The 23,570-nt window shown below is 37.9% G+C and carries 25 protein-coding genes; 24 read left to right on the top strand and 1 reads right to left on the bottom strand.

The window, feature by feature from the left end:
- Positions 1–31 precede the first annotated feature (31 nt).
- The 8 genes from ACKWCA_RS20305 to ACKWCA_RS20270 all read left to right on the top strand — a co-directional run bounded on the left by ACKWCA_RS20305 (position 32) and on the right by ACKWCA_RS20270 (position 7,256).
- On the top strand, positions 32–1,204 hold the full coding sequence (locus ACKWCA_RS20305; RefSeq protein ID WP_413980075.1) for a lanthionine synthetase LanC family protein: 1,173 nt from the start codon (positions 32–34) through the stop codon (positions 1,202–1,204).
- Positions 1,205–1,222: 18 nt separating this feature from the next.
- Complete coding sequence (locus tag ACKWCA_RS20300) at positions 1,223–3,445, top strand: lantibiotic dehydratase family protein (protein WP_413980074.1); 2,223 nt, start codon at positions 1,223–1,225, stop codon at positions 3,443–3,445.
- Positions 3,442–4,320, top strand: a complete 879-nt coding sequence (locus tag ACKWCA_RS20295) for a thiopeptide-type bacteriocin biosynthesis protein (protein WP_413980073.1) — start codon at positions 3,442–3,444, stop codon at positions 4,318–4,320. Before ACKWCA_RS20300 ends, ACKWCA_RS20295 begins: the two co-directional genes overlap by 4 nt.
- 309 nt (positions 4,321–4,629) lie before the next feature.
- A complete protein-coding gene (locus ACKWCA_RS20290; protein WP_413980072.1) occupies positions 4,630–4,917 on the top strand; it encodes a helix-turn-helix domain-containing protein in 288 nt (95 codons plus the stop codon).
- The gene (locus ACKWCA_RS20285; protein WP_413980071.1) at positions 4,914–6,062 is read left to right on the top strand and encodes a hypothetical protein; all 1,149 of its coding nucleotides are present in this window, start codon (positions 4,914–4,916) and stop codon (positions 6,060–6,062) included. The genes ACKWCA_RS20290 and ACKWCA_RS20285 overlap by 4 nt, the downstream gene beginning before the upstream one ends.
- A 249-nt stretch (positions 6,063–6,311) precedes the next feature.
- A complete protein-coding gene (locus tag ACKWCA_RS20280; RefSeq protein ID WP_413980070.1) occupies positions 6,312–6,452 on the top strand; it encodes a hypothetical protein in 141 nt (46 codons plus the stop codon).
- Positions 6,453–6,468: 16 nt separating this feature from the next.
- The gene (locus tag ACKWCA_RS20275; RefSeq protein WP_413980069.1) at positions 6,469–6,894 is read left to right on the top strand and encodes a hypothetical protein; all 426 of its coding nucleotides are present in this window, start codon (positions 6,469–6,471) and stop codon (positions 6,892–6,894) included.
- Between the two features lie 41 nt (positions 6,895–6,935).
- Positions 6,936–7,256 (top strand): hypothetical protein, encoded by a 321-nt coding sequence (locus ACKWCA_RS20270; protein WP_413980068.1) that lies wholly within the window; start codon positions 6,936–6,938, stop codon positions 7,254–7,256.
- Here ACKWCA_RS20270 and ACKWCA_RS20265 read toward each other — a convergent pair whose 3' ends face one another.
- Positions 7,257–7,892 (bottom strand): N-acetylmuramoyl-L-alanine amidase family protein, encoded by a 636-nt coding sequence (locus ACKWCA_RS20265; RefSeq protein WP_413980067.1) that lies wholly within the window; start codon positions 7,890–7,892, stop codon positions 7,257–7,259.
- A 212-nt stretch (positions 7,893–8,104) separates the two neighbouring features.
- Here ACKWCA_RS20265 and ACKWCA_RS20260 point away from each other — a divergent pair, with 212 nt between their 5' ends.
- The 16 genes from ACKWCA_RS20260 (at position 8,105) to ACKWCA_RS20185 (ending at position 23,502) form a co-directional block, all read left to right on the top strand.
- Positions 8,105–8,392, top strand: a complete 288-nt coding sequence (locus tag ACKWCA_RS20260; RefSeq protein WP_413980066.1) for a hypothetical protein — start codon at positions 8,105–8,107, stop codon at positions 8,390–8,392.
- Positions 8,392–8,685 carry a hypothetical protein gene (locus ACKWCA_RS20255; protein WP_413980065.1) on the top strand — a complete coding sequence of 98 codons (294 nt, stop codon included), beginning with the start codon at positions 8,392–8,394 and terminating at the stop codon, positions 8,683–8,685. Before ACKWCA_RS20260 ends, ACKWCA_RS20255 begins: the two co-directional genes overlap by 1 nt.
- Positions 8,663–11,071, top strand: coding sequence for a TraG family conjugative transposon ATPase (locus ACKWCA_RS20250; RefSeq protein ID WP_413980064.1), 2,409 nt, complete (start codon positions 8,663–8,665; stop codon positions 11,069–11,071). Before ACKWCA_RS20255 ends, ACKWCA_RS20250 begins: the two co-directional genes overlap by 23 nt.
- Before the next feature lie 67 nt (positions 11,072–11,138).
- Positions 11,139–11,738 (top strand): conjugal transfer protein, encoded by a 600-nt coding sequence (locus ACKWCA_RS20245; RefSeq protein ID WP_413980063.1) that lies wholly within the window; start codon positions 11,139–11,141, stop codon positions 11,736–11,738.
- Between the two features lie 2 nt (positions 11,739–11,740).
- A complete protein-coding gene (locus ACKWCA_RS20240) occupies positions 11,741–12,583 on the top strand; it encodes a hypothetical protein (RefSeq protein ID WP_413980062.1) in 843 nt (280 codons plus the stop codon).
- A 56-nt stretch (positions 12,584–12,639) separates the two neighbouring features.
- Positions 12,640–13,254 carry a conjugal transfer protein TraK gene (locus ACKWCA_RS20235; protein WP_413980061.1) on the top strand — a complete coding sequence of 205 codons (615 nt, stop codon included), beginning with the start codon at positions 12,640–12,642 and terminating at the stop codon, positions 13,252–13,254.
- A gap of 21 nt (positions 13,255–13,275) precedes the next feature.
- Positions 13,276–14,214, top strand: a complete 939-nt coding sequence (traM, locus tag ACKWCA_RS20230) for a conjugative transposon protein TraM (protein ID WP_413980060.1) — start codon at positions 13,276–13,278, stop codon at positions 14,212–14,214.
- Between the two features lie 36 nt (positions 14,215–14,250).
- Entirely contained in the window at positions 14,251–15,075 is an 825-nt protein-coding gene (locus ACKWCA_RS20225) for a DUF4138 domain-containing protein (RefSeq protein ID WP_413980059.1), read from the top strand.
- A gap of 668 nt (positions 15,076–15,743) precedes the next feature.
- Positions 15,744–16,337: a LytTR family transcriptional regulator DNA-binding domain-containing protein gene (locus tag ACKWCA_RS20220; protein WP_413980058.1), complete on the top strand. Its 594-nt coding sequence runs from the start codon at positions 15,744–15,746 to the stop codon at positions 16,335–16,337.
- Positions 16,338–16,439: 102 nt separating this feature from the next.
- Complete coding sequence (locus tag ACKWCA_RS20215) at positions 16,440–16,844, top strand: hypothetical protein (protein WP_413980057.1); 405 nt, start codon at positions 16,440–16,442, stop codon at positions 16,842–16,844.
- 199 nt (positions 16,845–17,043) lie between these two features.
- Complete coding sequence (locus tag ACKWCA_RS20210) at positions 17,044–18,213, top strand: serine hydrolase domain-containing protein (protein WP_413980056.1); 1,170 nt, start codon at positions 17,044–17,046, stop codon at positions 18,211–18,213.
- A gap of 122 nt (positions 18,214–18,335) precedes the next feature.
- Positions 18,336–19,307, top strand: a complete 972-nt coding sequence (locus ACKWCA_RS20205; protein WP_413980055.1) for an alpha/beta hydrolase family protein — start codon at positions 18,336–18,338, stop codon at positions 19,305–19,307.
- A 390-nt stretch (positions 19,308–19,697) separates the two neighbouring features.
- On the top strand, positions 19,698–20,141 hold the full coding sequence (locus ACKWCA_RS20200) for a DUF4395 domain-containing protein (RefSeq protein ID WP_413980054.1): 444 nt from the start codon (positions 19,698–19,700) through the stop codon (positions 20,139–20,141).
- Positions 20,142–20,153: 12 nt separating this feature from the next.
- Entirely contained in the window at positions 20,154–21,656 is a 1,503-nt protein-coding gene (locus ACKWCA_RS20195) for an aminotransferase class V-fold PLP-dependent enzyme (protein ID WP_413980053.1), read from the top strand.
- Between the two features lie 1,024 nt (positions 21,657–22,680).
- Positions 22,681–23,124 carry an SRPBCC family protein gene (locus ACKWCA_RS20190; protein WP_413980052.1) on the top strand — a complete coding sequence of 148 codons (444 nt, stop codon included), beginning with the start codon at positions 22,681–22,683 and terminating at the stop codon, positions 23,122–23,124.
- Between the two features lie 72 nt (positions 23,125–23,196).
- A complete protein-coding gene (locus ACKWCA_RS20185) occupies positions 23,197–23,502 on the top strand; it encodes an antibiotic biosynthesis monooxygenase family protein (RefSeq protein WP_413980051.1) in 306 nt (101 codons plus the stop codon).
- The last annotated feature ends 68 nt before the right edge of the window (positions 23,503–23,570 follow it).

Here is a 23,570-nt window from a genome sequence, read left to right as displayed (position 1 = left end):
AACTGGTAAGTTAGATTTGATTTATCAGGCTTTGGCAAAACCAAGTCAGGCAAAATCCGATATAGGGCTATTGTCCGGAAATATGGGTAGTATTATTTTCCTATATTATTATTCAAGATTTATCGATAGTGCCGGCATAGAAAATTTGGCGCAAAATCAACTTAACCTTTTATTAACCCAAATTGACAATGGCTTTAACCTTCCAACCTACTGCTCTGGCATTTTTGGTGTAGCATGGGGGCTTAGTTTGTTGGAAGAAGAGAGATTCATAGATTTAAGTAACAATGATTTTTTCAAAGAGTTCGATAATTTTTATATTGAAACACATCAAGTCTACTTGGATAACCAAAACTTTGATTTTTTGCATGGATATGTGGGTTTGGGAATGTATTTGATTAAAAGATTGGAAAACTGCAAATCGATTAAATCAAAAGAATTTTATTCTCAAAAACTCCTTGAAATAATACTTCAACTTAGGGCATCAGCTATTAAACAAGGAAAATCTTATTGCTGGTCAGCGAATGTGGTCAATGAAAAAGAGGAATATAATGTAGACCTAGGTCTAGCGCATGGTATGTCTAGTATCATCAATTTTTTATCCAGACTGTTTGTTTTTCTTGCTTTTAGGGAAGAGGTTCGCCCCCTATTGAACGGAGCCATAAGTTTCGTACGAAGTGTAAGCATGAATTACACTAACCAGTTTTCCCTTTTTCCAAAAGAGGTAACGACCAACCCAATTAACGAAAATCCACCTTCTCGCCTTGCTTGGTGCCGTGGCGATTTAGGTATCGGGCTCTCACTTTGGCATGCTGGAAAAATACTCCGGGATAAATCACTTTCGTCTCAAGCGGTGTCAATCCTATTACATACTTCTAAAAGAAGAAATCTGAATACGAATTTGGTCAAAGATGCTTGTCTCTGTCATGGGTCCAGTGGATTGATGTTAATCTTTAACTACTTGTACAAAATGACAACAGTCGAAGAATTTAAGGAAGCTGCAACATTTTGGTTCGAAAAGAGTATGGCAATGTCAAATCATCCAGATTCCGAAACTGGTTTCCTTTTTCTGAAATACCGAAATAATAAATGGGAATGGAAAGAAGAAACTGACATACTGAGTGGTGTATCGGGAGTAGGGTTATCTCTCCTATCTCGTTTGTCTTCCAAACCACTAAAATGGAGCCAAAGTCTTATGGTTTCGTAAATGAGGTAAATGAGTAATATGGAATACCAATTCTTCAAAAAATACGTTCTACGCTCACCTCTACTTCCAACGGATGTTGTTTTCAAACTATTGGACAAAAAGATAATTTCAGATGAAGAAGTTATTCGTCTCATTGACAATAAACTTGTAATGGAAGCTCTTTATTTAGCCTCTCCATCGCTATTTAATGAAATTGAGAAATGGCAAGAAGGTCATATCAGCAATCCTAAATATGCTAATAAATTAAAACTATCAATTTTAAAGTATTTGATTCGAATGAGTTCTAGATGTACTCCTTTTGGTTTATTTGCTGGTGTTTCCCTTGGTAACTTTGCCAAGTCTACCAACATATGGTTGTGTGCACCCGAAAATAATTTAAGATCCACACGATTGGACATGGGGATTGCCATTACATTGGCGCAAAAACTATCGCAAGACAAAACAATTCGAGGGCAACTGCTTTTTTTTCCGAATTCTAGTATTTATCGAGTTGGACAACAAATCAGGTACATTGAATACTCATACGAAGAAGGCAATAGAACGCATGATATAAATGAAGTAACCTCTGGTAAATATCTAAATGCAGTTTTAAAAATTGCCGCAAAGGGCTGTACTCTTTCTAATATAGCAAGAGAATTAGTAAAAATTAATGTTTCATTAGACAAAGCTATAGCCTTTACAGAGCAACTTGTTGAAAATCAAATTCTTATTAGCGAATTAGAACCACCTGTCTGCGGACCAGAATTTCACGAACATATCCAGGCAATCTTACAAAACTTATCTGATTCAAGCCGAATGCTTTCCTCTTGGAAAGAAATATTACTGATGCTTGACGAATTAGATTCAAATTTTGGCAACAGAAAGAAAGCCTACGCTCAAATAATTCGACAACTTAAACTCTTTCAAATAAATCACAAAGAGCAATATTTTTTTCAAACTGACATGCTCCAAAATACGCATGCAAATACCCTAGACTCCAAATGGTTACCCAAAATCAGAAAAGTCCTTATTCTTTTCAACAAGATTACCCTTCCGTATCGCAAGGACAAACTTCAAATTTTTCAAAATGAATTTGAAAAGCGATATGAATATCGCGAGATGTCACTTCCAAAGGTAATGGATGTTGAGATGGGCTTAGGATTCGAAAGAGATCGAAGCCACGGAGATATTAACTATTTCTTACAAGATTTAAGCATTCCTGAAAAGAAAGAAATAAATACAGACAAACCATGGAATGTATTTCATGAATTGTTAAATAGAAAAATACAAGAGTGTCTAAATAATAGTGAATATACCATCAAGCTCATTACAAAAGATTTTGACGAATTTCAACTAAATTGGAATGACCTACCCGACACAATAAGTGGAACAATTGAGATTAATAAAGAAAATGGTAGTGAGAAACTTTTTGTTTCCGGTTTTGGAGGGTCATCGGCCGTAAACTTGTTGGGTAGATTTTGTTTTTTAAATCAAGAAATTCATGAATTTGTTAAAGAAATAGTCTCCAAGGAGAAGGGGATGAATGCCAATAATATTATTGCAGAAATTGTTCATATGCCGCAAGATAGGGTTGGGAATGTTCTAATACGACCTTCTTTCAGATCTTTTGAAATTCCTTTCCTATCGAATTCTACCTTACCCAAACAAAATCAAATCGATATTGAGGATCTTTTTTTATCCATTGATTCAAAAAGTCGATTACGATTAAAATCTAAACGACTGAATAAAGAAGTTCTTACAAGACTTGGGAATGCACACAACTATTCTCTAGGTCAACTACCGTTATACCAGTTTTTAGCTCATTTTCAAACAGAGGGCAAAAGGAATTGGGTAGGTTTCAATTGGGGGCCATTAAAAAAGTTATTCAACTTTTTGCCGAGAGTAGAATTCGAGGGAATTATAATTTCCAAAGCTATGTGGCAAATAGAAAGGAAAGATATTCAGCCGTTAATAGAATGTTATGATAAGATAGATGAACTCTTTCTACTAACTAAAGAATTTATGCTAAAGAGAAAAATTCCCAAATATGTTTGTCTTATTGAAGGTGACAATAGCCTTTTAATTCACACAACAAATATGACCTGCTTACAAATGTTACTAGATCAAATAAAAGGTAAGAAGAGTTTTATTTTGGAAGAGTTTTTAGGCAAAGAAAAAGGACCGGTTTTTTCAAACGAAGGAAGCTATTGTAACCAATTTGTCGTTTCGCTCTATAATGCCAGAAAAACTGTTGTTAAATGAATGAGGTTAAAAGAACATTCGTTATAGGGGAAGAATGGTTGTACTACAAGATTTATGCAGGACCAAAAACCTGTGAGCGAATTATTTTAGAAACCATCGGACCAATAACTCGTATTTTTATGGATGATAAAAGTATAGAGAAATGGTTTTTTATTCGTTATAGTGATCCTGATTATCATCTCCGAGTACGATTTAAATGCACTAAACTTGAAGACACCTTTGGTCTTATTCGCGAATTAAGCAGATCAATGAGTACAATGGTCAATGAAGATCTTATTCACAGAATTCAAATAGATACCTACCATAGAGAAATAGAACGATATGGAAAAGATACAATTCATCTTTTTGAGCAACTGTTTTTTTTTGATAGTCAAATGGTTATTCAATTCTTTTCGAATAGTCCCAATATTGAAATTCACGATGATAGATGGTTATTTGGCGCCAAAAGTATTAACTGCATCTTGCAACTATTTGGATATAGTTTAAAGGAAAAGCTATCTTTCACTAAAGGGGTATTGAGGTCATTCGGCGAGGAGTTTCGTTTTGATAAACGTTTTAAAAAACAATTAAGGAATAAATATCAAAGAAATAGACTAATACTTGAAGAATTTTTGACGTTTCAGGAAGAGCAGAACAACAGAAACAGGTCTTTTAGGAATATTATTGATATTTATAGCCAGGATGCTGATAACATTATTTTGTCAATCACCTCAATTACCGATGCTTCTCTCTTAGATAGCCGAATTCAGAGTTATTTACATATGTTCTTGAATAGGTTGTTCCGTTCTAAAAATAGGCTACAGGAATTTGTTCTCTACTTTATGATGGAGAGACATTACCAAGCTCTCAATGGAAAATACAAATCAAAATTGTGACCCGTATCTCTCTGAACTTATTATTTCGAATTTTCTCAAGGCCTTGTAGATTTATTCATGAATTCAGAGTCAAACATTCATGAATAACGGATTCAACACTTTGATAAACTGATGCTTATGATTTAAGTTTATCATCCCCACTGCTTCTCAAGGCTACTCCACTACTCTTGACCTTTCTTGCTATTTACAATAAACAATAAGTATGAATTTAGTCCTTATGCGGATTATGAAACATATCTGTTTCCTCCGGTTTAGTCTGGATAATTATTAAAACAATTGAAGTTTAACTTTTTTTAAAGCAGAAAAATTATGGCAGCAAACATTATTACTACCGAAGATTTAGCCGAATTCAGAACGGAACTGCTAAATGAAATCAAACAATTATTAATTAATCATGGAACAATAGGTATCGACCATTGGATAAAATCCAGTGAGGTCATGCAAAAATTGGAAATCAGTCCGGGTACCTTGCAAAACTTTAGATTAAATGGAACCATACCTTTTACCAAACTTGGTGGAATTATCTTTTACGATGAAGAAAAGATCAATGAGATTCTTCGGGATAATGAAGTGGAACTTAAAAGAAAAGCGGCATGAAAATAGCGACCTTCAATATCCAGAACATATTTCATCGTCATATCGACCTGATAAATGATAACTATGAGCAAAAAATAACTGAGTGGACTAGAGAACTTGACAGCTTGTTCAAAAAGGGCGAGAAAACAGAAACTGATTTTTTGAGAATGCGTGAACTGACCGGGCATATCGATTTTAATGGTCTAAGGTCTTTTAAAACGAACATTTCAAGACAATTAGAACTTGAAAGTTACAAAAATCGGGAGGACACTCATCTCTATTTTCAATACTCGAAATTTGTAAATGAAGAGTCCAAATGGCATACCGTTCCTATTCCTTTTGGTGCGCTCTATAATAAACTAAAAGTGGTCGGTAAATGCGATGCGGACATCCTGATTCTTCAAGAAGTAGAGAGCCGCTATGCCCTATTAAAAATGAATGAAATGCTATACCAAAATAGTCTTGAATCCTCCTACAAGGATATAATACACCTTGATGGCAATAATAAGTGCGGACTTGGTATGGGCATAATGGTCAAGAACGGATTCCGAATTAAAACGATAAAATCGCATTCGAGTGAACGTGATGTTGATGGATCATTACTATTTCAAAATGACTTACAGGTTTACAAGGTTGAAACACCGAAAGGAGAGATGATCCATATTCTATGTGTACACATCGATTCGTCTTTGCAGGATAAGGCCAATGCATCAAAAAGGGCAAGACAGGCATCGATGGTTTCCAAAGTTTATAACGAGCTTCGCTCCGTAGGTAATGAAACCATTGTAATCTTGGGGACTTTAAATGCGCCTATTTTTTCAAAATGCCTTGCGCCGATAACCGACATGGATGTAACCGACATCGCGGATTATACTAATTTCGACGTGGAACCCGACTTTGGTACCGATTCCGGTTATTATAGATTGGGGGGCTTTCGTAAGGGCGTAAATATGGAGCAACTGGATTATTTACTTGCTTCTCCACAGATTGGGGAAAGAATTCAAAATTGTGGAATGGACAGAAAAGCGATATGGCCAATCCGGCAACCACAATGGGATATTTATAAAACCCTGAAAAAAGAACAGGATGCTGCCAGTGAGCACCCATTACTTTGGGTGAATATAGAGATGAATCCAGATGCTTTGGAATTGAAAAATAGTGCTTAAAATGAAACATTTTTCCATGGGATTGGTTTCAATATAATTCTTAGGCAAAGAAAAGAGAGGTTTTTAGTTTTTCAATGAACGAAAAACCCAGTAAATATGGGGTTTTCATATGCTCAAGTTATTGCAAAACCTCCTATATTTATTTTTTATCAAAACATGGATGTCGTACATCGAAAGTTCTAACAATCAAACAATTTTAAGGAAGCATAAATAGTTAAGATAGGATATTAATCTTCAAATCCTAAAACTATGAGCCCTAGAAGAACCTTATTGGTTGTCGCCCTTTTGTTAACGGTGTCCTTAATCTATTCTTGTGACCAAGAAAGTACATCAACAACAGATGAAATCTACAGTATCGACAAAAAGGAAATCAAAGATCAGGATACTTGATCATTTTTTAAAAGCGATGGCAATAATAGCTTTGTCATCGCTTCCCTACATCCATGATACCATTACTGTTCGTGGTGAAGGGATAAAGGGTTGGGTACCGGATTTCGGGCTTCAATCCCTTCTAATGGACCAAGATGGGTATGTTCTTGGTTTTTCTTCCTATCGTGTGTTCATTTATACGTTCCTAATTCATTTGTTCGCGCATCTGGGTTGGGTGGGATGGTTTTTCGAAGCGATTCATAAATTATACCGTCCATTTCTGCTAGTTCCCGTAACCCTTAGTCTATATCAGATCATTATCATACTAAGCAATTCACGTACCACCGTTTTCAACGAACCGGATATTAAATTTTTACTAACCATGGGTTTAAGTATTGCGGCTGCTCTAAATTTTTATTTCAATAATAGAGAAACCCTAAATCGTCACTTCCTAAATAAATAACAAAGAAAAATGAAAGAAACTTATCCTTAAAACCGATAGAATTGAACGATAACGAAACGCCATTTAAGTTCATCCGAAACCTTGGGATGACAAGAAAGACATTGGGCCAGACCCTACAGAAATTGAACAATATCCTCTATGGAGTTGTCGAGGCCAAACCTTATGAACTGAATTGGGATGAAATAATTCCGCTATATAATAAGTTATGTGGTCCAAAAGGGGACCTTGATGAATTCTGCCATTCGCATGTAACCGGGTACGCCCTTTTGAAAGGGTTTGCAATTGATGATGCTCTTAAAGAGGCCATGTACCTTCATTTGCGTGCTGAACTAAAAACAAAAAGACTTAACGGGGAGCTTTAGTCAAAGAGAATCCTTCATCCTTTTAAACGATTCTAAAATAGCCAATGCCAAAGCTTTCCGATTCCCTTGATGTTCTAAATAATGGGACTCGTCCAAATTGGACAAATATCCCAATTCCAAGAGTATTGATGGGCAATATTCACTACCCTTCCGCAAAACATGAAAATTACCTGTTTTCACGGAACCGTACCTCAGACCTAAATTTTGATTGAGGTTGTGGATAATCGATTCTGCAAGTCCGATCACTTTTTTATTATTTCCATGGACATAGGCCTCAACACCGTTCGTTTTTGGACTGGGGCTGTGGTTACAATGTAAAGAAATGAATAGGTCCGGTCTTAGGTATTGAACAAGCCGTGACCTATCTTCCAAATCGATCAGGGTATCACCTACCCTAGTCAAATATATCTCATATTTGGAGTCCAGTATATCTTGGTTCAACTTGACCATATTCATGGCTACATCCAAAACGACATCTTTTTTCGTGGTACCGTCCTCTGCAGTCGTGCCTGAGTCGATACCTCCATGTCCAGGGTCTAGAAGAATGACCTTCTTTCGATTCGAATCTTGTTGTGCATATGCAACACCGAGTATCAATAGTAGTACTACTAAAACATATGGTCTTTTGGTCTTCATGTTGAATGAACCATAATAATAGGATCGTTAAACAATTTTTAAAGATTACTTACAAAAACTGCGTTTTCATCAAAAATTAACGGCCAATTCAGTTAATTTTTAAGAATTCCTCTTCAAAAATGGTATTCAACTCTACATTTCACAATAAATCCTAGCGGACAAAAAAATAAGCAAACAGGTGCCCTTATCAGCGCACCACAAATTTTAGAATTATGAGAAAAGTGAAGAGTCTTACGTTGGCCATGCTGTTAATGAGCCTTGCCAGTTATGCACAGATCGGTGGAATTGAGGATTCCGTCAATGAAGTGTCCGATACTATACGAAGCATTTTCCCTATCATCCTTGGGGTAATCTTTTTGATTGGTTTCTTATTCAATGCGGGACACTTTTTTGGGGAGAACGCAGATCTTAAAAAAGGGATTACACGGGTACTCGTATTCGTTCTGATTGCCGGAGCAGTGGTAGGCATCTTCACCTATCTAATTTCAATAGTAGTGTAATGAGAAGCTACGAGGTATACCGCAACATCCGTAAAGGGGCGTTGATATGGGGTCTCCCCATATCACTCTTTGCTCTTTTGATGGTGTCCGTCGTCGCCTCGTTGTTGGTCATTATTTTCTCTTTCAGCTTGATCATGGTGCTCTCACTTTTCATTTGGAACGCTGGTCTTTTTGTGGCCTTAAACAAGATGAGCAGCAGCACTCAGCTTTTCAATATCAGAAAAGTATTCCCTAAAAGTATCAGTAATAAAAAAGACAATATCCTGAACCATGTCGAAAATCAATATCTCTAAATATCAACCCATCGTGGACATCAAGGACCACTTGTTATTCTGTAACAACGGAAATGTGGTGGCCTGCTATAAGGCAGGGCTTCCTGAGATCTATTCCCTTTCGGAAAAAGATTTCGAGGACATGCATAGCAATTGGTTCCAGGCAATGAAATCCTTACCCGTCGGAACCGTAGTGCATAAACAAGATGTTTATTTCAAAAAATCTTTCACTTCGGAAAACTTACCCAATAACACCTTTCTATCGAGGGCCACGCACGACTACTTTAAAGGAAGGGAGCATATGGAACACCATGGGTATCTCTTCTTTACACTTACCAAGAACAAACAGCTCAACAACTCAAAATATGTCAACCCCCTTCGCAAAGCGGATGCAAAGATTCCCGAAGTGCTACAAGAAAATCTGCAGCGTTTCAAAGCGGCCGTCAACGACTCGGTTTCATTTATCAATAATGGACGAAAGGTGTTAATGACACCCCTTAACGCGGATGAAATAATAGGCATCAGCGATGCTTATTTCAATGGCTATAATGATGGTTTCGATACAGCTATCGAATTGGGAAGAAAAGACATCCAAATAGGAGAGAATCATTTCGATGTTCTTGCCGTGAACAGCGAAAGCTGTTTTGGGGAGAAAGTCCAGACGAGCAAAATAAACGAACGCTTCACCTCGGATGATTTCAGTTTCCATCAAGGTTTTATAGATGGACTTGGGCTTTCCCTAAACGAAAACCATGTGGTCAACCAAATCATTTATTTGGACGACAAACAAAAATGGCGCAAGCTGTTGGACAAGAAAATCGAGGAACTGAACAAGAGTTCCAACTTCGGCTCTCAAAATAAGGTCATCCTTAAGAAAATCCAACACATCCAAGACCAGATTAATACCGATGATAGTTCTCGGATCATACGCGGACACTTGAACGTCATCTATTGGCATCGCGAGGCGCGAAGCCTAAAAAAAATCTCATCTCAAATAAAAATGGAGTTTAAAGAGCTGGATATCGTTCCCTACTATCCCAGTAGCGAAGAACGGAAAAATTACTTTCTCAATAGTTATTGCTGTTTCGCTTCCAACTTTTCAAATGAAGATCTCTATGTGACCGATCTGAAGCATGCCCTTTGCTTGCTGATAAACAACACAAATTATAAATCCGATAAAACAGGTATCATCTTTAATGATCGCGAACATAACATTCCCGTACTCAAAGATGTTTGGGACGAAAAGAAGAAACGGATCAAGGCACGAAACTTTGCCATTTTCGCACCGACGGGCGAAGGAAAATCATTTCTGGCGAATAACATCCTGCGTCAATATTTTGAAATGGATCTCCGTCTGGTCATTATCGACTTAGGGGGTTCGTATACCAAGTTCGCACAGTTATACCCTGAGCAGTATACTGTTCTGCGTTATGAGAGCGGAAAGAACTTAGGTATCAACCCCTTTTATATCTCGGATGTAAACGATATCAGTCCGGAGCGCTTAGAAGACCTATCCGTCTTTCTGTTTGAACTACTTGCGTCGGATTTAAAAGTGACCAAGGCACAATCGGTATCGCTGAAGAAAATCCTTCAACATTACTACAAAACTGTTTCCGCTGCCCATTCCTTGGAGAGCTTTTACAGGTTTGTTCGCAAGGATAGAGATACCCTTTTACAAAAATTGGGCATTGATGCCCCTTATTTCAACATTACCAGTTTCCTCCATATCCTTTCGGAATATGTGGAGGGCGGATTGTACAGTTTCCTCTTTGAGATGAGCGAGGACCAATCCTATAAAATCGAGGACAAGCGATTGATCGTCTTCGAACTCGATGAGGTCAAGGACAACAAGGAAATCCTATCCGTAATGCTAAAACTCATCAAAACGGCCATCCAAAGAACGATTTGGAGGAATAAAGAAGAAAAGGGAATCATCCTATTCGATGAGTTTGCCAAACAGTTGAAGTTCCCCAATGTACTGGAAAGTGTGGAATTCTATTATCAGGCCATCCGGAAACAGGAAGGGGCCATCGGAATCATTTTACAATCGATCAATCAACTTCCCGATAACTCCACCTCTGCAAGTATCCTTGAAAATACACAGGTCATTTATAGCCTGAACAATGAAAAAGGGTATGATGAATTGATCAAAAGGCTCAACCTTTCGAGCCACGACCTGAACCAATTGAAATCCATCAAGAACGATTTGACGGGAGAACGGAAGTATACTGAAATGTTCATCAAGATCGGTAAGGAGAGCAACATCTTCCGATTGGAAGTGCCGCCCGAAGTATTCGCAGCCTACCTAACCGACGGCTCCGACAACGAGGCCATAATGGCACTTTATAAGGAAGAAGACAATATGGAAATAGCTATCAGACGGTTCTTGGAACGTAAAGCTGCATAGCATGAATAATGAGTCTTAAATCAGATGACGAAAGCCAAAAGTTTCGGCATCACAAAACCAAGAAATCATGAAAATAAAGATTAGAAAAAAAATCAGAAAAATGACCATAGTACCGGCTCTAACTTTGGCCCTTTTAATGCCTGCAGGCGCTGCCTGCCAGGGGTTTCCGGTCTATGACAATGTGAACTTCATCTCCTTTGTCAAACAACTGTTGGAAGCTGGAAAGCAGACCGCCAATATCATCAAGACGGTCAAATTCCTGAAAAAGCAAAAAGAGAACATAGAAAAGGTCAGTGCCGCCATTGAAAAACTAAAGGCGGTGCAAGAGCTCATCCGCAATAACAAACGCCTTTATGATACGGTGCAGGGAGATTTAAGGGATATTCTTAATTCACCGCATATAAGGGCGGATGAAGTGGAACGGATATCGACCTCGTTCAATGCCATCTTAGATCAAGCCACAGAGGATTTGGAATTCATAAACGAAATCCTCTCCAGCGACCATTTGAAATTGACGGATGGGGAACGCATGCGGGCCATCCGTGCACACCAACAGGAGTCCAAGGAAATGGTGACCGAAATCGAGCGTAAGACTGAGCGGTATCGTGATATCATCGCCTTTCGTGAAATGCAGGACAAGATCAATAACCGAAAAACAAATTACTAATAATGGAACTCATGATTTCCTTAAGCATTGGACTTGAATATGTGGACGCTGTCTTTGAGACGATCAAGGGCACCGACTTCTCTACCTATACTATTAGAGGTATTAAGGTCTTGGCCGTGTTGTTCTTTTTGGTCAATATCCTCAAAAAATACAATGAGGGAGTTGCCGATAAGGAAGGATATTCATGGGGACTATCCCCAAGGGATCTCGCCAAGAATTTTGTAATCGTCCTATTGGTCATATTCTCAACCCAGATCCTGGGCTTTTTCGATGGTATTTTAGTTGCCATAGAAGGTCAGTATCGTGATACTGCTCCGGCCTTGATTCCTTTGCAATTGCAGGAAATACCAATTGAAGAGGATGTCGGTGCTTTCGATGCAGCCAAAAAAGCTTGGGCCTTGTTGTACGAAGCTTTGGTCACCCCCGTATTCGGGATAAAGATGTTCAGCTTTTTTATTGGACTCATCCTATGGATGATAGACCTGTTCATCTATCCCTTGTTCCTAGCGGAGCGGTATTTCTTGCTCGGGATCATGCAGGCCTTTTTTCCCTTGGTCATCAGTTTGGCGGTTTTTGAGAAATTTAGGACTATGGCCTATACCTTTTTCAAATTGTATGCTGCGGTCTATATGCTCGTACCGGCCTTCTTTTTGGTGAACATTTTCGTGAACCAATTGTATTCGGAGATCAACGCCAATTTCTGGACGAACCTCTGGGGAGGACCAACGGACAATACCACCATAAAGATTTTAGTGGAAGCTGCGACCATTGGGTTTATCGTCTTCCTAAAATTCAAACTTTACAAGAGGGCGACTTCCTTTACGCTAAAACTCTTCAGCGGGTAGCACCCGCAGGTAAATTATTCATGAGATTATTAAAGTATATATGAAAACATAAAAAAATGAAACTACCGTATAAGAACATTTATGATGTGCTCAAATTGAACCGCTATGTAACGATTGTAGTAACTGTTACAGCACTTTTATCAAGCGTATTTTCAGGGGTGATGGTATTCAATATGTACAAGAGAGCGATGGGAAGCGCCTTTGCCGTGAATACCGACGGTTCCGTTATTCCCCTGAAGCTGGTATCCCAAAAGGAAAACCTTCAGGTCGAGGCATTGTCCCACTTGCAACTGTTCCATGAATACTTCTATGGTATCGATGACAGTAACTATGAAAGCAATTTGGAGAAAGCCCTTTGGCTGGGAAACAGCACGGTGGACAATGTCTATCGGCAGAAAAAGGCCGATGGGGTCTACAACCGGATATTGCAATATTCCCTGGTCCAAAAAGTATTGAGTGTCGAATCACAAGTGGATTTAAGGGCCGAACCCTATCGCTTTAAAACTATAACCGTTTTCGAGATCAACAGAGGTTCTGTAATCGACCGCTATGAAATGGTCTCAACGGGAGGACTTATTACGGTAGACCGAAACTATCCCAAGAACACGCATGGTCTGCTGATTACCAATTATTTCGAGAATTCCCTGAAGAAGGTAAAAGAGCAGGAGTGAATTGAACTTAAAAAACGAGCTATGAAAATGGACAAAAAGAAAATAGTGTTTGCTGCCGTCATCGGAGTGGTCATCCTATTCATCATCGGTTATTCGGTTTTTGTTTTGGGTGCGGATGATGAAAGTGCCAATGAACTCCAACAGACTTTGGTTCCCGAGCTGGAAGAGGGGGAGGATATGTACTCCTCAAAAAAGGTGGCGGTGGATGCCATAAAAGATGAAAGGGAACGGATTGCCCCAAGCATATATGATGAACGATTCTTGGATGAATCAGGAATATACGATGAAGATCTTTTGGACAAAAAGAAACAGCGTATCGTGGATAGCATATACCGAATCGGTCGTATAGATTACTCTCAAGATTCCTCAGCTTCGGGAACCAGAAAACCATTACGCAAAAAGCGGAGAAAGAAAAGCGAGGTAATCGATACAAAGGACACTATTTCGCCATTGAAGGCCATGGGTCTGGAACATCAGTTGTTCTTTGCGGTCAGTCCCCAAGTTTTGGCCGATGGCACTGGCGAATCTTTGGTAGTCGAAATCGATGGCGAACAGACGATAAAGGTCAATGACAGGTTGCAGATGCGGGTAACCGAAAACACTACTTTACAAGGTTTGGAAATCAAAAAAAATACCCTGCTCTACGGAATTGTAAAGTTCCGGCCGAACCGGGTCTTCTTAAATGTGGAAAATATTGAGGGAATTCCGATGAGGCTAAAGGCCTATGATAATGCCGACGGACTGGAAGGCATATACATACGAAACAGTTTTCGTGGCGATGTCTTCAACGAGGTCTTGGGCGATGCGATTGCAGAATTCAATATTCCTGGGGTTCCCGATGTTTCAGGGGTGGTCAATACCGGGGTAAGTGGAGTGAAAAAAGTATTCCAACGTAACAACAGAAACATAAAAGTTACCGTCAACAATAATTACAAACTCATTTTAAGACCAAAACTATGAAAGCCCATAATGGGCATTAATTTTAAAAATGTAATCATGAAAACTGGAATATTAACGATTATAGTTCTTTTGACATTTCTTTCAAGTATTGGTCAAGAGACAAAGAAACCGGATACTATTTATGCCAATGAAAAAATGAACTTGGCGCTATTCTTTCCGACCAACATCCGGCAGGGAATCGTCGGGGCAAATAACTTTGTCTTTAGCTATAATCGAGAGCGCGCACAACCTTTGGGGCTGTTAAAGGCAACCAAAGGAAAAGAAAGTAATCTTCTTGTGGTCACTACGGATGGTAAGGTATATTCATACATCATCAAGTATGCTGATTCATTGAAGGAGATGAACCGTTTTGTTTTCTTTTCGGAAAGTATCGGGCATGAACATCAAAGGGAGTCTCTTGTAATTCGTGATACCATAAAACTGGATTCCAGTTTGGTAGTACATAAACAGTACTCAAAAGCGTTTTTGGAAAAATCATCAAAAGCAATCCTCAAACGACCGGAGCGTAAGAATATTATCAAGCGAAAAGAAGGTATGTCATTGGCCATAAAGAATATGGTCTATTTTGAGGATCTGGTCTTTATGCAGTTCGAGATCAAGAACGAATCTGGTATTGATTTTGACATTGATTATCTGAAAGTAGCATTAGCCATAGGCAATGAGAAACGCAGAGCCTCTTATCAATCCGTACCGCTAAAGCCTCAATATGTCCATGAAATGCCGAAGACAATAAAGCATGGGCAGACTTCTAGATTTGTTTATGTGATTACAAAGTTCACTTTGGGCGATAATGAGAAATTGGAGTTAAGATTAAAGGAATTGAAAGGGAATCGGGAGTTGGTACTTAGAAGAAAACTTTGAAGATTTAATACTCTTTACAAAAAGCGGATTTTGTAAAGAGTGATGCTTTTCTGAAGTACAATTTGTTGAATGCAAGAACAATCTTAAAAAGATTGCCAAAAGGCGTAATGTAAAGAGTTTAAATAAAGGTGGCGATAATTACACAATGTTTTGAAAGGAAAGTTGTGCCAAAAAAGGTTCTTTTAACAAGATCGGATTTTACCCCGAACCTCTTAAAATTTGTTTTAAAATTCAACAACAATGAAGTGCCAATTTTGCACGGCTCTCTTTATTCTTCCGAAGGTTATGTTCAAAGTATTTTTGTGCAATTACATACATAGCCGTTCCTAATTCAAAAATTACTTCTATTTGCAAGTGAATCTCATTATTTTTGATAGGTCTTAATAAATACAGTATTACTATCAAAAGCTTTGCAAACCCTTCGTGGAGAACAGCACATGGAAAAAAGTGATAAAAATCGGTCCTTTTATTATCCCGATGTTTCCCTATTCCTTGTTACGATACCTTTTATAAGTGCTATCAATTATTACCTTACTTACGCGAACGTTAAGTTCAATGGGTTTCTACTCCTAACGTATACCATAGATACCGTTACTGGTTACATTGCTTGGTATTTTGTAAGAAAACTGATTTTATACCTAGACATAAAACTCCCTTACAGGAAAGGCTTGACAAAACGTTTGGTTACACAATTGCCAACGACCATGTTCCTTGGACTTGCCATTATCAGTTTTTTAACCGAGCTATCAAGTTTTATTGCAAAAGGTGAAAGAGCGCCATTGCATTTCTACACCGTTGACCTCATAATTATCGGAATTTGGTTTTTCTTTATAAATGCTATATATCTCGGACTCTATTATTACAATCAATGGAAAAAAACAGAGAAAAAAATAGCTGATGAGAAAAAATTAAAAGCGGATGGATTTATCGTAAAACTTGGTAAAAAAGACTTGAAATTAGACTTTGAAAGCCTGGCGGGGTTTTTTGTTGATGAAGAATATACGATAGCACAAGATATTGGCGGAAAGAGGTTTTATTTGGATGATTCACTAGAAAGAATTGAAAATAGTGTGCCAGCTGACGCTTTCTTCAGATTGAATAGGAAATACATTATAAATCGCAATATGATTTCCGGGTTTCAACGAATAGAAAACGGGAAAATTCTTGTGCTACTCCATGAAAATGAATTCTTTCCTATCAAAATTTCAGTTAGCCGTTTAAAAGCTCCTTCATTTAAAAGGTGGTTTCGGTCAATACCTTGACATCTCAGGGGAATAAACACTACACTTCAACATAAAAGAGGAGGTTTACCACGATTTCCATTCTGGGTGGCCCCTATTTTTGAATCGTCAATTACTTAAATTATGAAACAGAGATTTTTGTTTTTTCTGATAATTTGTTGGTTTACACATTCCATAAGGGGTCAGAGCGAACCTGCTATGGATTATAGGAACTTTCCTTTGGTCATAACCTTGCAATTTCATTCGTTATCTATGCCTTTTAAAAACCTGAAAGCCAATTTATCAAACATAGGTATCGGCATAGGTACCGAAGTAAGTCATAATGGCAATCACAATTGGGTGCAACAATTTAATTTGATGTGGTACAGAAATAAAAATGTTGGAAACGGTTTGTTCCTATATTCCCAAGCAGTGTGGCGACCAACAATAACCAATAATTTTTATACTGAACTGAAATTGGGTGCAGGCTATATGTTGACATCCAGACCCACACAATCATTCAAGCAGGAAAACGATGAGTGGATTTGAGTTGGAAGAAAGGGCAAAGGACTTTTTGCTCTTCCGGTTGGAGTTTCCCTGGGACATAACGAGTATTCAGAAAAAACCTATATATCACCTTTCGTAAGCTATCAATTCGTACCGCTGAAAGGGTATAACGAGAGTATTCCCTTGGTGCCAGAAACTTTAATACAAGTTGGGTCACGAATTCACTTTAACAACTAAAAAAATGAAAACGATTCTTTCTTTTATATACATAATTGGGATTGCTATTGTCTTAAACAGTGTCAATGCTCAGGAATTTAAAGTAGCCGCTTGCAAATCTTCAGAGTCTATGGAAAGCTTTGCAAAATCAAAGGTTTTGGATGAAGCCATGGAAAAACTTGTTAAAAGCGGGGTCCCCGGAGCTTCAATCGCCATATTTTCGGAAGGTGGTTGGTGGTATTCTACCAAAGGGTATTCCAGAATCGAAGACAAGACCCCCATGCAAATTTGTAATCTTCAATATTTGCAAAGCGTCGCCAAAACATACCATGCGGTTGCAATTTTGAAATTATATGAAACGGGTAAAATTGATTTGGAAAGTCCTATCACCAGTTATCTCCCTGAAAAAATCAGCAACTACGTTTTAGAAGCAGAAAGAATCAGTGTAAAAATGCTCTTGAACCACACTTCGGGCATTCCTGAGTACAATTTTGATCCAAACTATGTGACCAAACTTTTGCAAAGTCCTGAATATCCCTTTAAAGGAGAGGACTATCTGCGCTACGTAAAGAAAAAACCTCTTGATTTTGAACCTGGGAGCCGCTATAGTTATCGCAATACAAATTACGTTTTATTGGCCTTGATACTAGATGAGTTGACGGGAGACCACGCGAAATTTATTGATGACACTATTTTTAAGCCATTAGGTCTTACCCGTACTTTTTATAAAAATGATGACAATTTTCTAAACTATCCTGAATTGGTGAATAGTTATTGGGATCGAAACAGTACTGGAATAGTGGAAAACGCTACTTACCTGCAGCGCAAAAATGTCGAACATATGATTGGCGATGATGGTATAGTGACCACCCCTATTGAAGCGGTTAAGTTTTTGAAAGGCCTAATTGAAGGAAAGTTGTTGTCTGATAAAACCGTTGACCTCATGAAACAATGGGTGGCAAAGGAGGATGGTGAATATGCTTATGGTCTGGGGTTGGATTATGTGCAAATCGGTGGGATGGAAGCATATGGACATTCAGGTGGTGGGATTGGCGCAGGTTGTGAACTTTATTACATTCCAGAGAAAAACCTTTATTATTTTATTGCGATCAATTTAGGGACCGTGACATATAGCCCACTTCATGAGGAAATTGAAAAAGTACGCTCAGAAATATATGCCACATTATTGCAATAATTAAAAACTCTATTTAAAGATTCCAAAGACAGCAAGCACTTGACCAGGCAAGAGTGGATTCCCTTTCAATTAAGAGACCTAAATCAATTTGTTCCTATCATTTTAATAAAATCAATCATATTATGTTCAGATATTTCATAATTGCTCTTGCTCAGATAGTAACTATAAACGTACTGGCTCAGACAAATGGAAAAATTGTTTCGAAAACTCGAATACAAAATTTTGATGAGTTCATCGGCTATATTTTAAAAACTGAAACACTAGACCCAAAAACTTATGACCCTTTAAGACACACAAAACTTGATTCTACTAGATATACACTACTAGAAGATATTGAGTTATTTGGAATTACCTATTTAAGCGATGGACTTAAAGTAAAAGGATTTCTTTTACTGCCAAGTGAAAATGGAAAATTCCCCTGCATTATATACAATAGAGGGGGTAGTTTGGAACATGGATCCCTAACACATTATGTCAGTTCAATCGGCATTGGTGAACTGGCTAGACTGGCTAAAGCCGGATTTGTGGTTGTCGCTAGTCAGTATCGAGGCAATGGGGGTAGTGAAGGGAAAGAAGAATATGGTGGGGCCGATATAAATGATGTGACAAACCTATTTCCCCTGTTAAAAAGTGAACCTAAGGCCGATCTTGGAAGATTAGGTATGTTTGGCTGGAGCCGCGGGGGTATGACGACATTCCTGACTTTAAAGGGTAAAAAATTGCCAATAAAAGCTGTAGTGGTCGGCGGTTCATCGGTAAATCTAGTAAGAGCTATTAAAGATCGTCCACCTCTTGATGAATGGTGGGGTACATTTATTCCTGAATATAAAACGCCGAAAAGGCAAGAAGTATTAAGGAAGAGATCCGCAATATTTTGGGTAGATAAATTACCGAAAGATATCCCTTTCTTGATTCTTCAAGGTTCTGATGATAAAAGTGCGTCTACCGAAGAAAATTTGAAGTTCGTATCTAAACTTCAAAGTAATAAAATTCCTTACAGATACATTGTTTACGAAAATGGAAATCATGGTTTAAGTGATTACAGAGATGAGGTTTTTCAACAAGTGACTTCATGGTTTAGAAAATTCCTGTAAAAGGTTTGATTTATTATATCAGCCCTCGATTGCCAAATCAGAAGATAAACGGACAATTATTTGAGTAATGATAGAGGCCGATTTCATAGAATATTAACTAAGTACGACCACAAACCATAGATGATACTATGGGATTACATTCAATGTGCTACAATGATGGTTAAAGAAGAACATAAAAAGAAGATACTTAAAAGTGACGGGGACCAAATCGATAAGTCAAAGGCAGAAGAGTTATATGAACCAAAAAGCAAATTGGAAAAATGGCTGGTAGCTATTGCCTGTGCCATTTTTTTTCCACTCGTTTACCTAATTGGTCGAACAGTCATTTATTTATTGAGCTAAACCCAACTCAAAAAAATACGTTTTCATAACACGATAATATTGAGTACAATGAAATCAATAATCTGTCCAATTTCAAAAGAGAAAGTCGATAACAATCAGAGTAGGGCCACGGTTTTTATATCTGTAATCTTTATGATGGTCTTCATCTACACCAAGAATCCTGCTTTATTGGTAATTGCAACCGCAGATACGTTTATACGAGCTGTTTTTCACCCAAGGTATAGCCCAATGGGAATGATCGCGTCGGGGATTCTAAATGTCCTTAATCGGCAGGTCAAAAAAATAGATCTGTCAAAAAAACAATTCGCTTCCAGGCTGGGAATGTTATGCGGCGTAACATCCATACTGCTATTCTATTTGGATTTAGAACTGGCTTCACTTACCATTGCCGTTTTTTGGATGTCTTTGGCGATTTTAGATTCAGTATTTGACTTTTGTCTAGGCTGTATCATTTACACCTATGTGGTTTTCCCTTTTTATATGAAGAAATAAAATATATATGTTATGAACCCAAATATGGAGATTATGGCCACAAATGATGATTTTGACCTTTTAGAAATGGAACGTTATTTTTCAAAATACCGAACAGGAATTATAGGTCAAAATCACAAAATTAAAACACCGGTGCACCAAGCAATTAAATTAATTTATGCGGATTGGACGGCGAGCGGAAGAATGTACTGGCCCATTGAAAGACAAATGATGGAAGAAATGTATCCTTTTGTGGCGAATACCCATACCGATACCAACTATACCGGTTCTAAAATGACTCATGCTTATGGCAAAGCCCGGGAAATAATCAAGGCGCATGTTGGGGCCACCAAAAATGACATATTGATTTCTTCCGGCGCGGGTATGACTGGCGTAGTCAATAAATTACAAAGAATATTGGGACTTAGAGTACATGAAGCGTTCAAAGATTCCATTCGTTTAACTGAGGAGGCAAGACCAATAGTGTTTGTTACCCATATGGAGCACCATTCGAACCAAACCAGTTGGAATGAAACGATTGCCGACGTGGTGATTATACCACCAGACGAAAAGGGGTTGGTCACCATTGATAATTTCCGAAAAATTGTTCAGCAATTCGCCAATAGAAAAATAAAGATAGCTGCGATAACCGCATGCTCTAACGTTACAGGGATTATTACTCCTTATATGGACATTGCGGAAATTATGCATAAGTATGGTGGATGGTGCTTTGTTGATTTTGCCTGTTCAGCGCCTTACGTATCTATTAATATGCATGTTGATGATAGCAAGGGACGATTTCTGGATGCTATATATTTTTCGCCCCACAAATTCCTTGGGGGACCTGGTACAACTGGAATCTTGGTTTTCAACAAAAGACTATACCGCAATTCGGTGCCGGACAATCCTGGGGGAGGTACTGTTCGCTGGACAAATCCATGGGGAGAACAGAAATACAATGAAGATATAGAATTGCGAGAAGATGGCGGAACCCCCGCTTTTCTTCAAACAATCAAGGTTGCATTGTGCATAAGGTTAAAGGAAGAAATGGGTGTGGAAAATATTCAAAAACGTGAAAAGGAGATTCTGAAGATACTGTGGGATGCATTGAATAGGATGCCGAGGCTTCATATTTTAGGAAATGAGCATAATGAGAGACTGGGGGTTATTTCTTTTTATATTGAAAATCTACATCATTTCATGGGAGTTAAGTTGTTGAACGATAGGTTTGGTATCCAGACAAGAGGAGGATGTTCTTGTGCAGGAACATATGGTCATTATTTGCTTAATGTAGATCGGGAAAATTCTAAAAAGATTACCGATCGGATAAGTCATGGGGATTATTCAACCAAACCAGGTTGGATACGACTATCAATTCACCCGACCCATACTAATGCAGAAATTTATTATATAATTGATGCCATAAAGCAGCTTACAGAAAATCATCAAGATTGGAGTACGGATTATGAGATGGACCTAAGGTGCGGAAGTATCAAGTCTAAGAATATGGACATATCCTTTGCAATGAGTATTTAAGTAAGGACATGTTCGGAATTACCAAACTTTGAGATTTTTATAATAGCGAGCTTAATATTGGTTTTAACGCCTGGAGAAGACACTATGTGCACCCTAAGTAAAAGTATTTCACATGGGAAGAGAGCTGGATTTCATTTTTAATGTTAGGAATCACATTTCTTCTTATTGGGCACTATGGTGTTTGACTATTGTATGGATTTCATCAAGATTAACGGTTAAAATCAGGAGGAACAATAGGATTAAATTTTGGTTGGATAGATTTGCTGGCAATGTTTATTTAATTTTAGGAGTCAAGATCGCCCTATCCAATAGACAAATCAAAGTGTTGAAATCTGTGAAAATCATAGTTTGTCCAATCTCAATAAAAAATCAGTTTATATCACGATGATGAATGAATAATGACAGCAACAAGAAATGAACGAATACGAAACACGATATTTTACCGATAGAAAGGAATGGAGAAATTGGCTTGAAACCCATTTTGAAACAAAAGATGATATTTGGTTGGAATATCCACTAAAAAAACCGGAAAGAAAAGAATCCTATACAATGACGCCGTTGAAGAAGCTCTTTGTTTTGGTTGGATTGACAGTACGGTTAAATCACTGAACGATGAAACTACCATCCAAAGGTTTTGCAAAAGAAGGAAGAACTCGGCATTCTCCCAACCCAACAAAGAAAGGCTAAAATGGTTGTTGGATAAACCTATGATTCACAAATCAATTGAGAAAGGAATAAGGTTAATTGTGAACGAGGAGTTTATTTATGCTGAAGATATAATTAACCAATTAAAAAAAGATGAGTCGGTTTGGCACAATTATTTATAGCTATCTGAATCATATAAACGTATCCGGGTCGCATATGTCAATAGTGCCCGAAAAAGGCCAGAAGAATTTAAAAAAAGGTTAGGTAACTTTATTGGCATGACGAAAGAGAATAAGCTAATAAAAGGTTTTGGCGGAATTGAGAAATACTATTGATTAAATGATAAATTTGCGCCTTTTAATGAAAAACGTCAGACTAAATGGATGAAACCACATGGCAATTTGAACATTCGGTCGAATGTGATGCTGACAGGTCCTTTGCATGGTCATTTTGGACGGATGTATCTAATTGGGAACGACTTGAGGGAAAAGCAGTTGAATGGATAGAGCTCAAGGGAGCTTTTGCTGTAGGTACCAAAGGTATCACAAAAACTGCAGGGCAAAATCCACATTATTGGGAGATAACACAGCTTGACCCAGAACGGTCCGCTACCATTGAAATCCCCTTGGACGGTGCTACGTTTTATAATGTAATGAGAATGGAATCTATCGATTCGGGTCGTACGCGGATTATCCAATGTTTGGGTTTAAGCGGGATAAAAGCTCAGGATTTTGGTGAGAGTATGCAAATGTTCGAAAACAGTGCTCCACAAGGTTTAGAAAAACTAGCAAAAACCATAGAATCAGCCTATAAGGAAATCTAACTCCAAAAAGCTATCGCTTAGAGCACATGTAAGCATAACAAGGGCTAAAATTCTTTTTTAGTTGATAAAAAAATGATAATTAGAATATTCAAGGCAATAATTCCAGAAGAACTTCATGGAGAATTTGAAATGAAGTTCAAGGAAATTTCGGTTCCTGCTGTTGAGAACTACAATGGTCTGATTTCATTGGAAATTGCTAAACCAACAAAGTGGTATCCTAATGAGTTTATTATGATTTCCCGTTGGGACAAAGAGGAAGATTTAATAGAGTTTGCCGGCCACAATTGGAATAAAGCACATATTCCTACAGGAATGGGTATATATATTGATAGTTGCTCGGTTGACCATTACCACGAAATAGAATTACCAAAGTTCTAAGTCGAGGCCTAAATCCAAAAACTTCATAGAGTACGCAACATAAAAGCTTGAGATTAATTGCGTCATGT

The sequence above is a fragment of the Maribacter corallii genome, from assembly GCF_047345415.1.
GTDB lineage: Bacteria > Bacteroidota > Bacteroidia > Flavobacteriales > Flavobacteriaceae > Maribacter_C.
The sequence above is the reverse complement of the archived record's forward strand: the minus strand, read 5'-3'. Positions and strand labels throughout refer to the sequence as shown.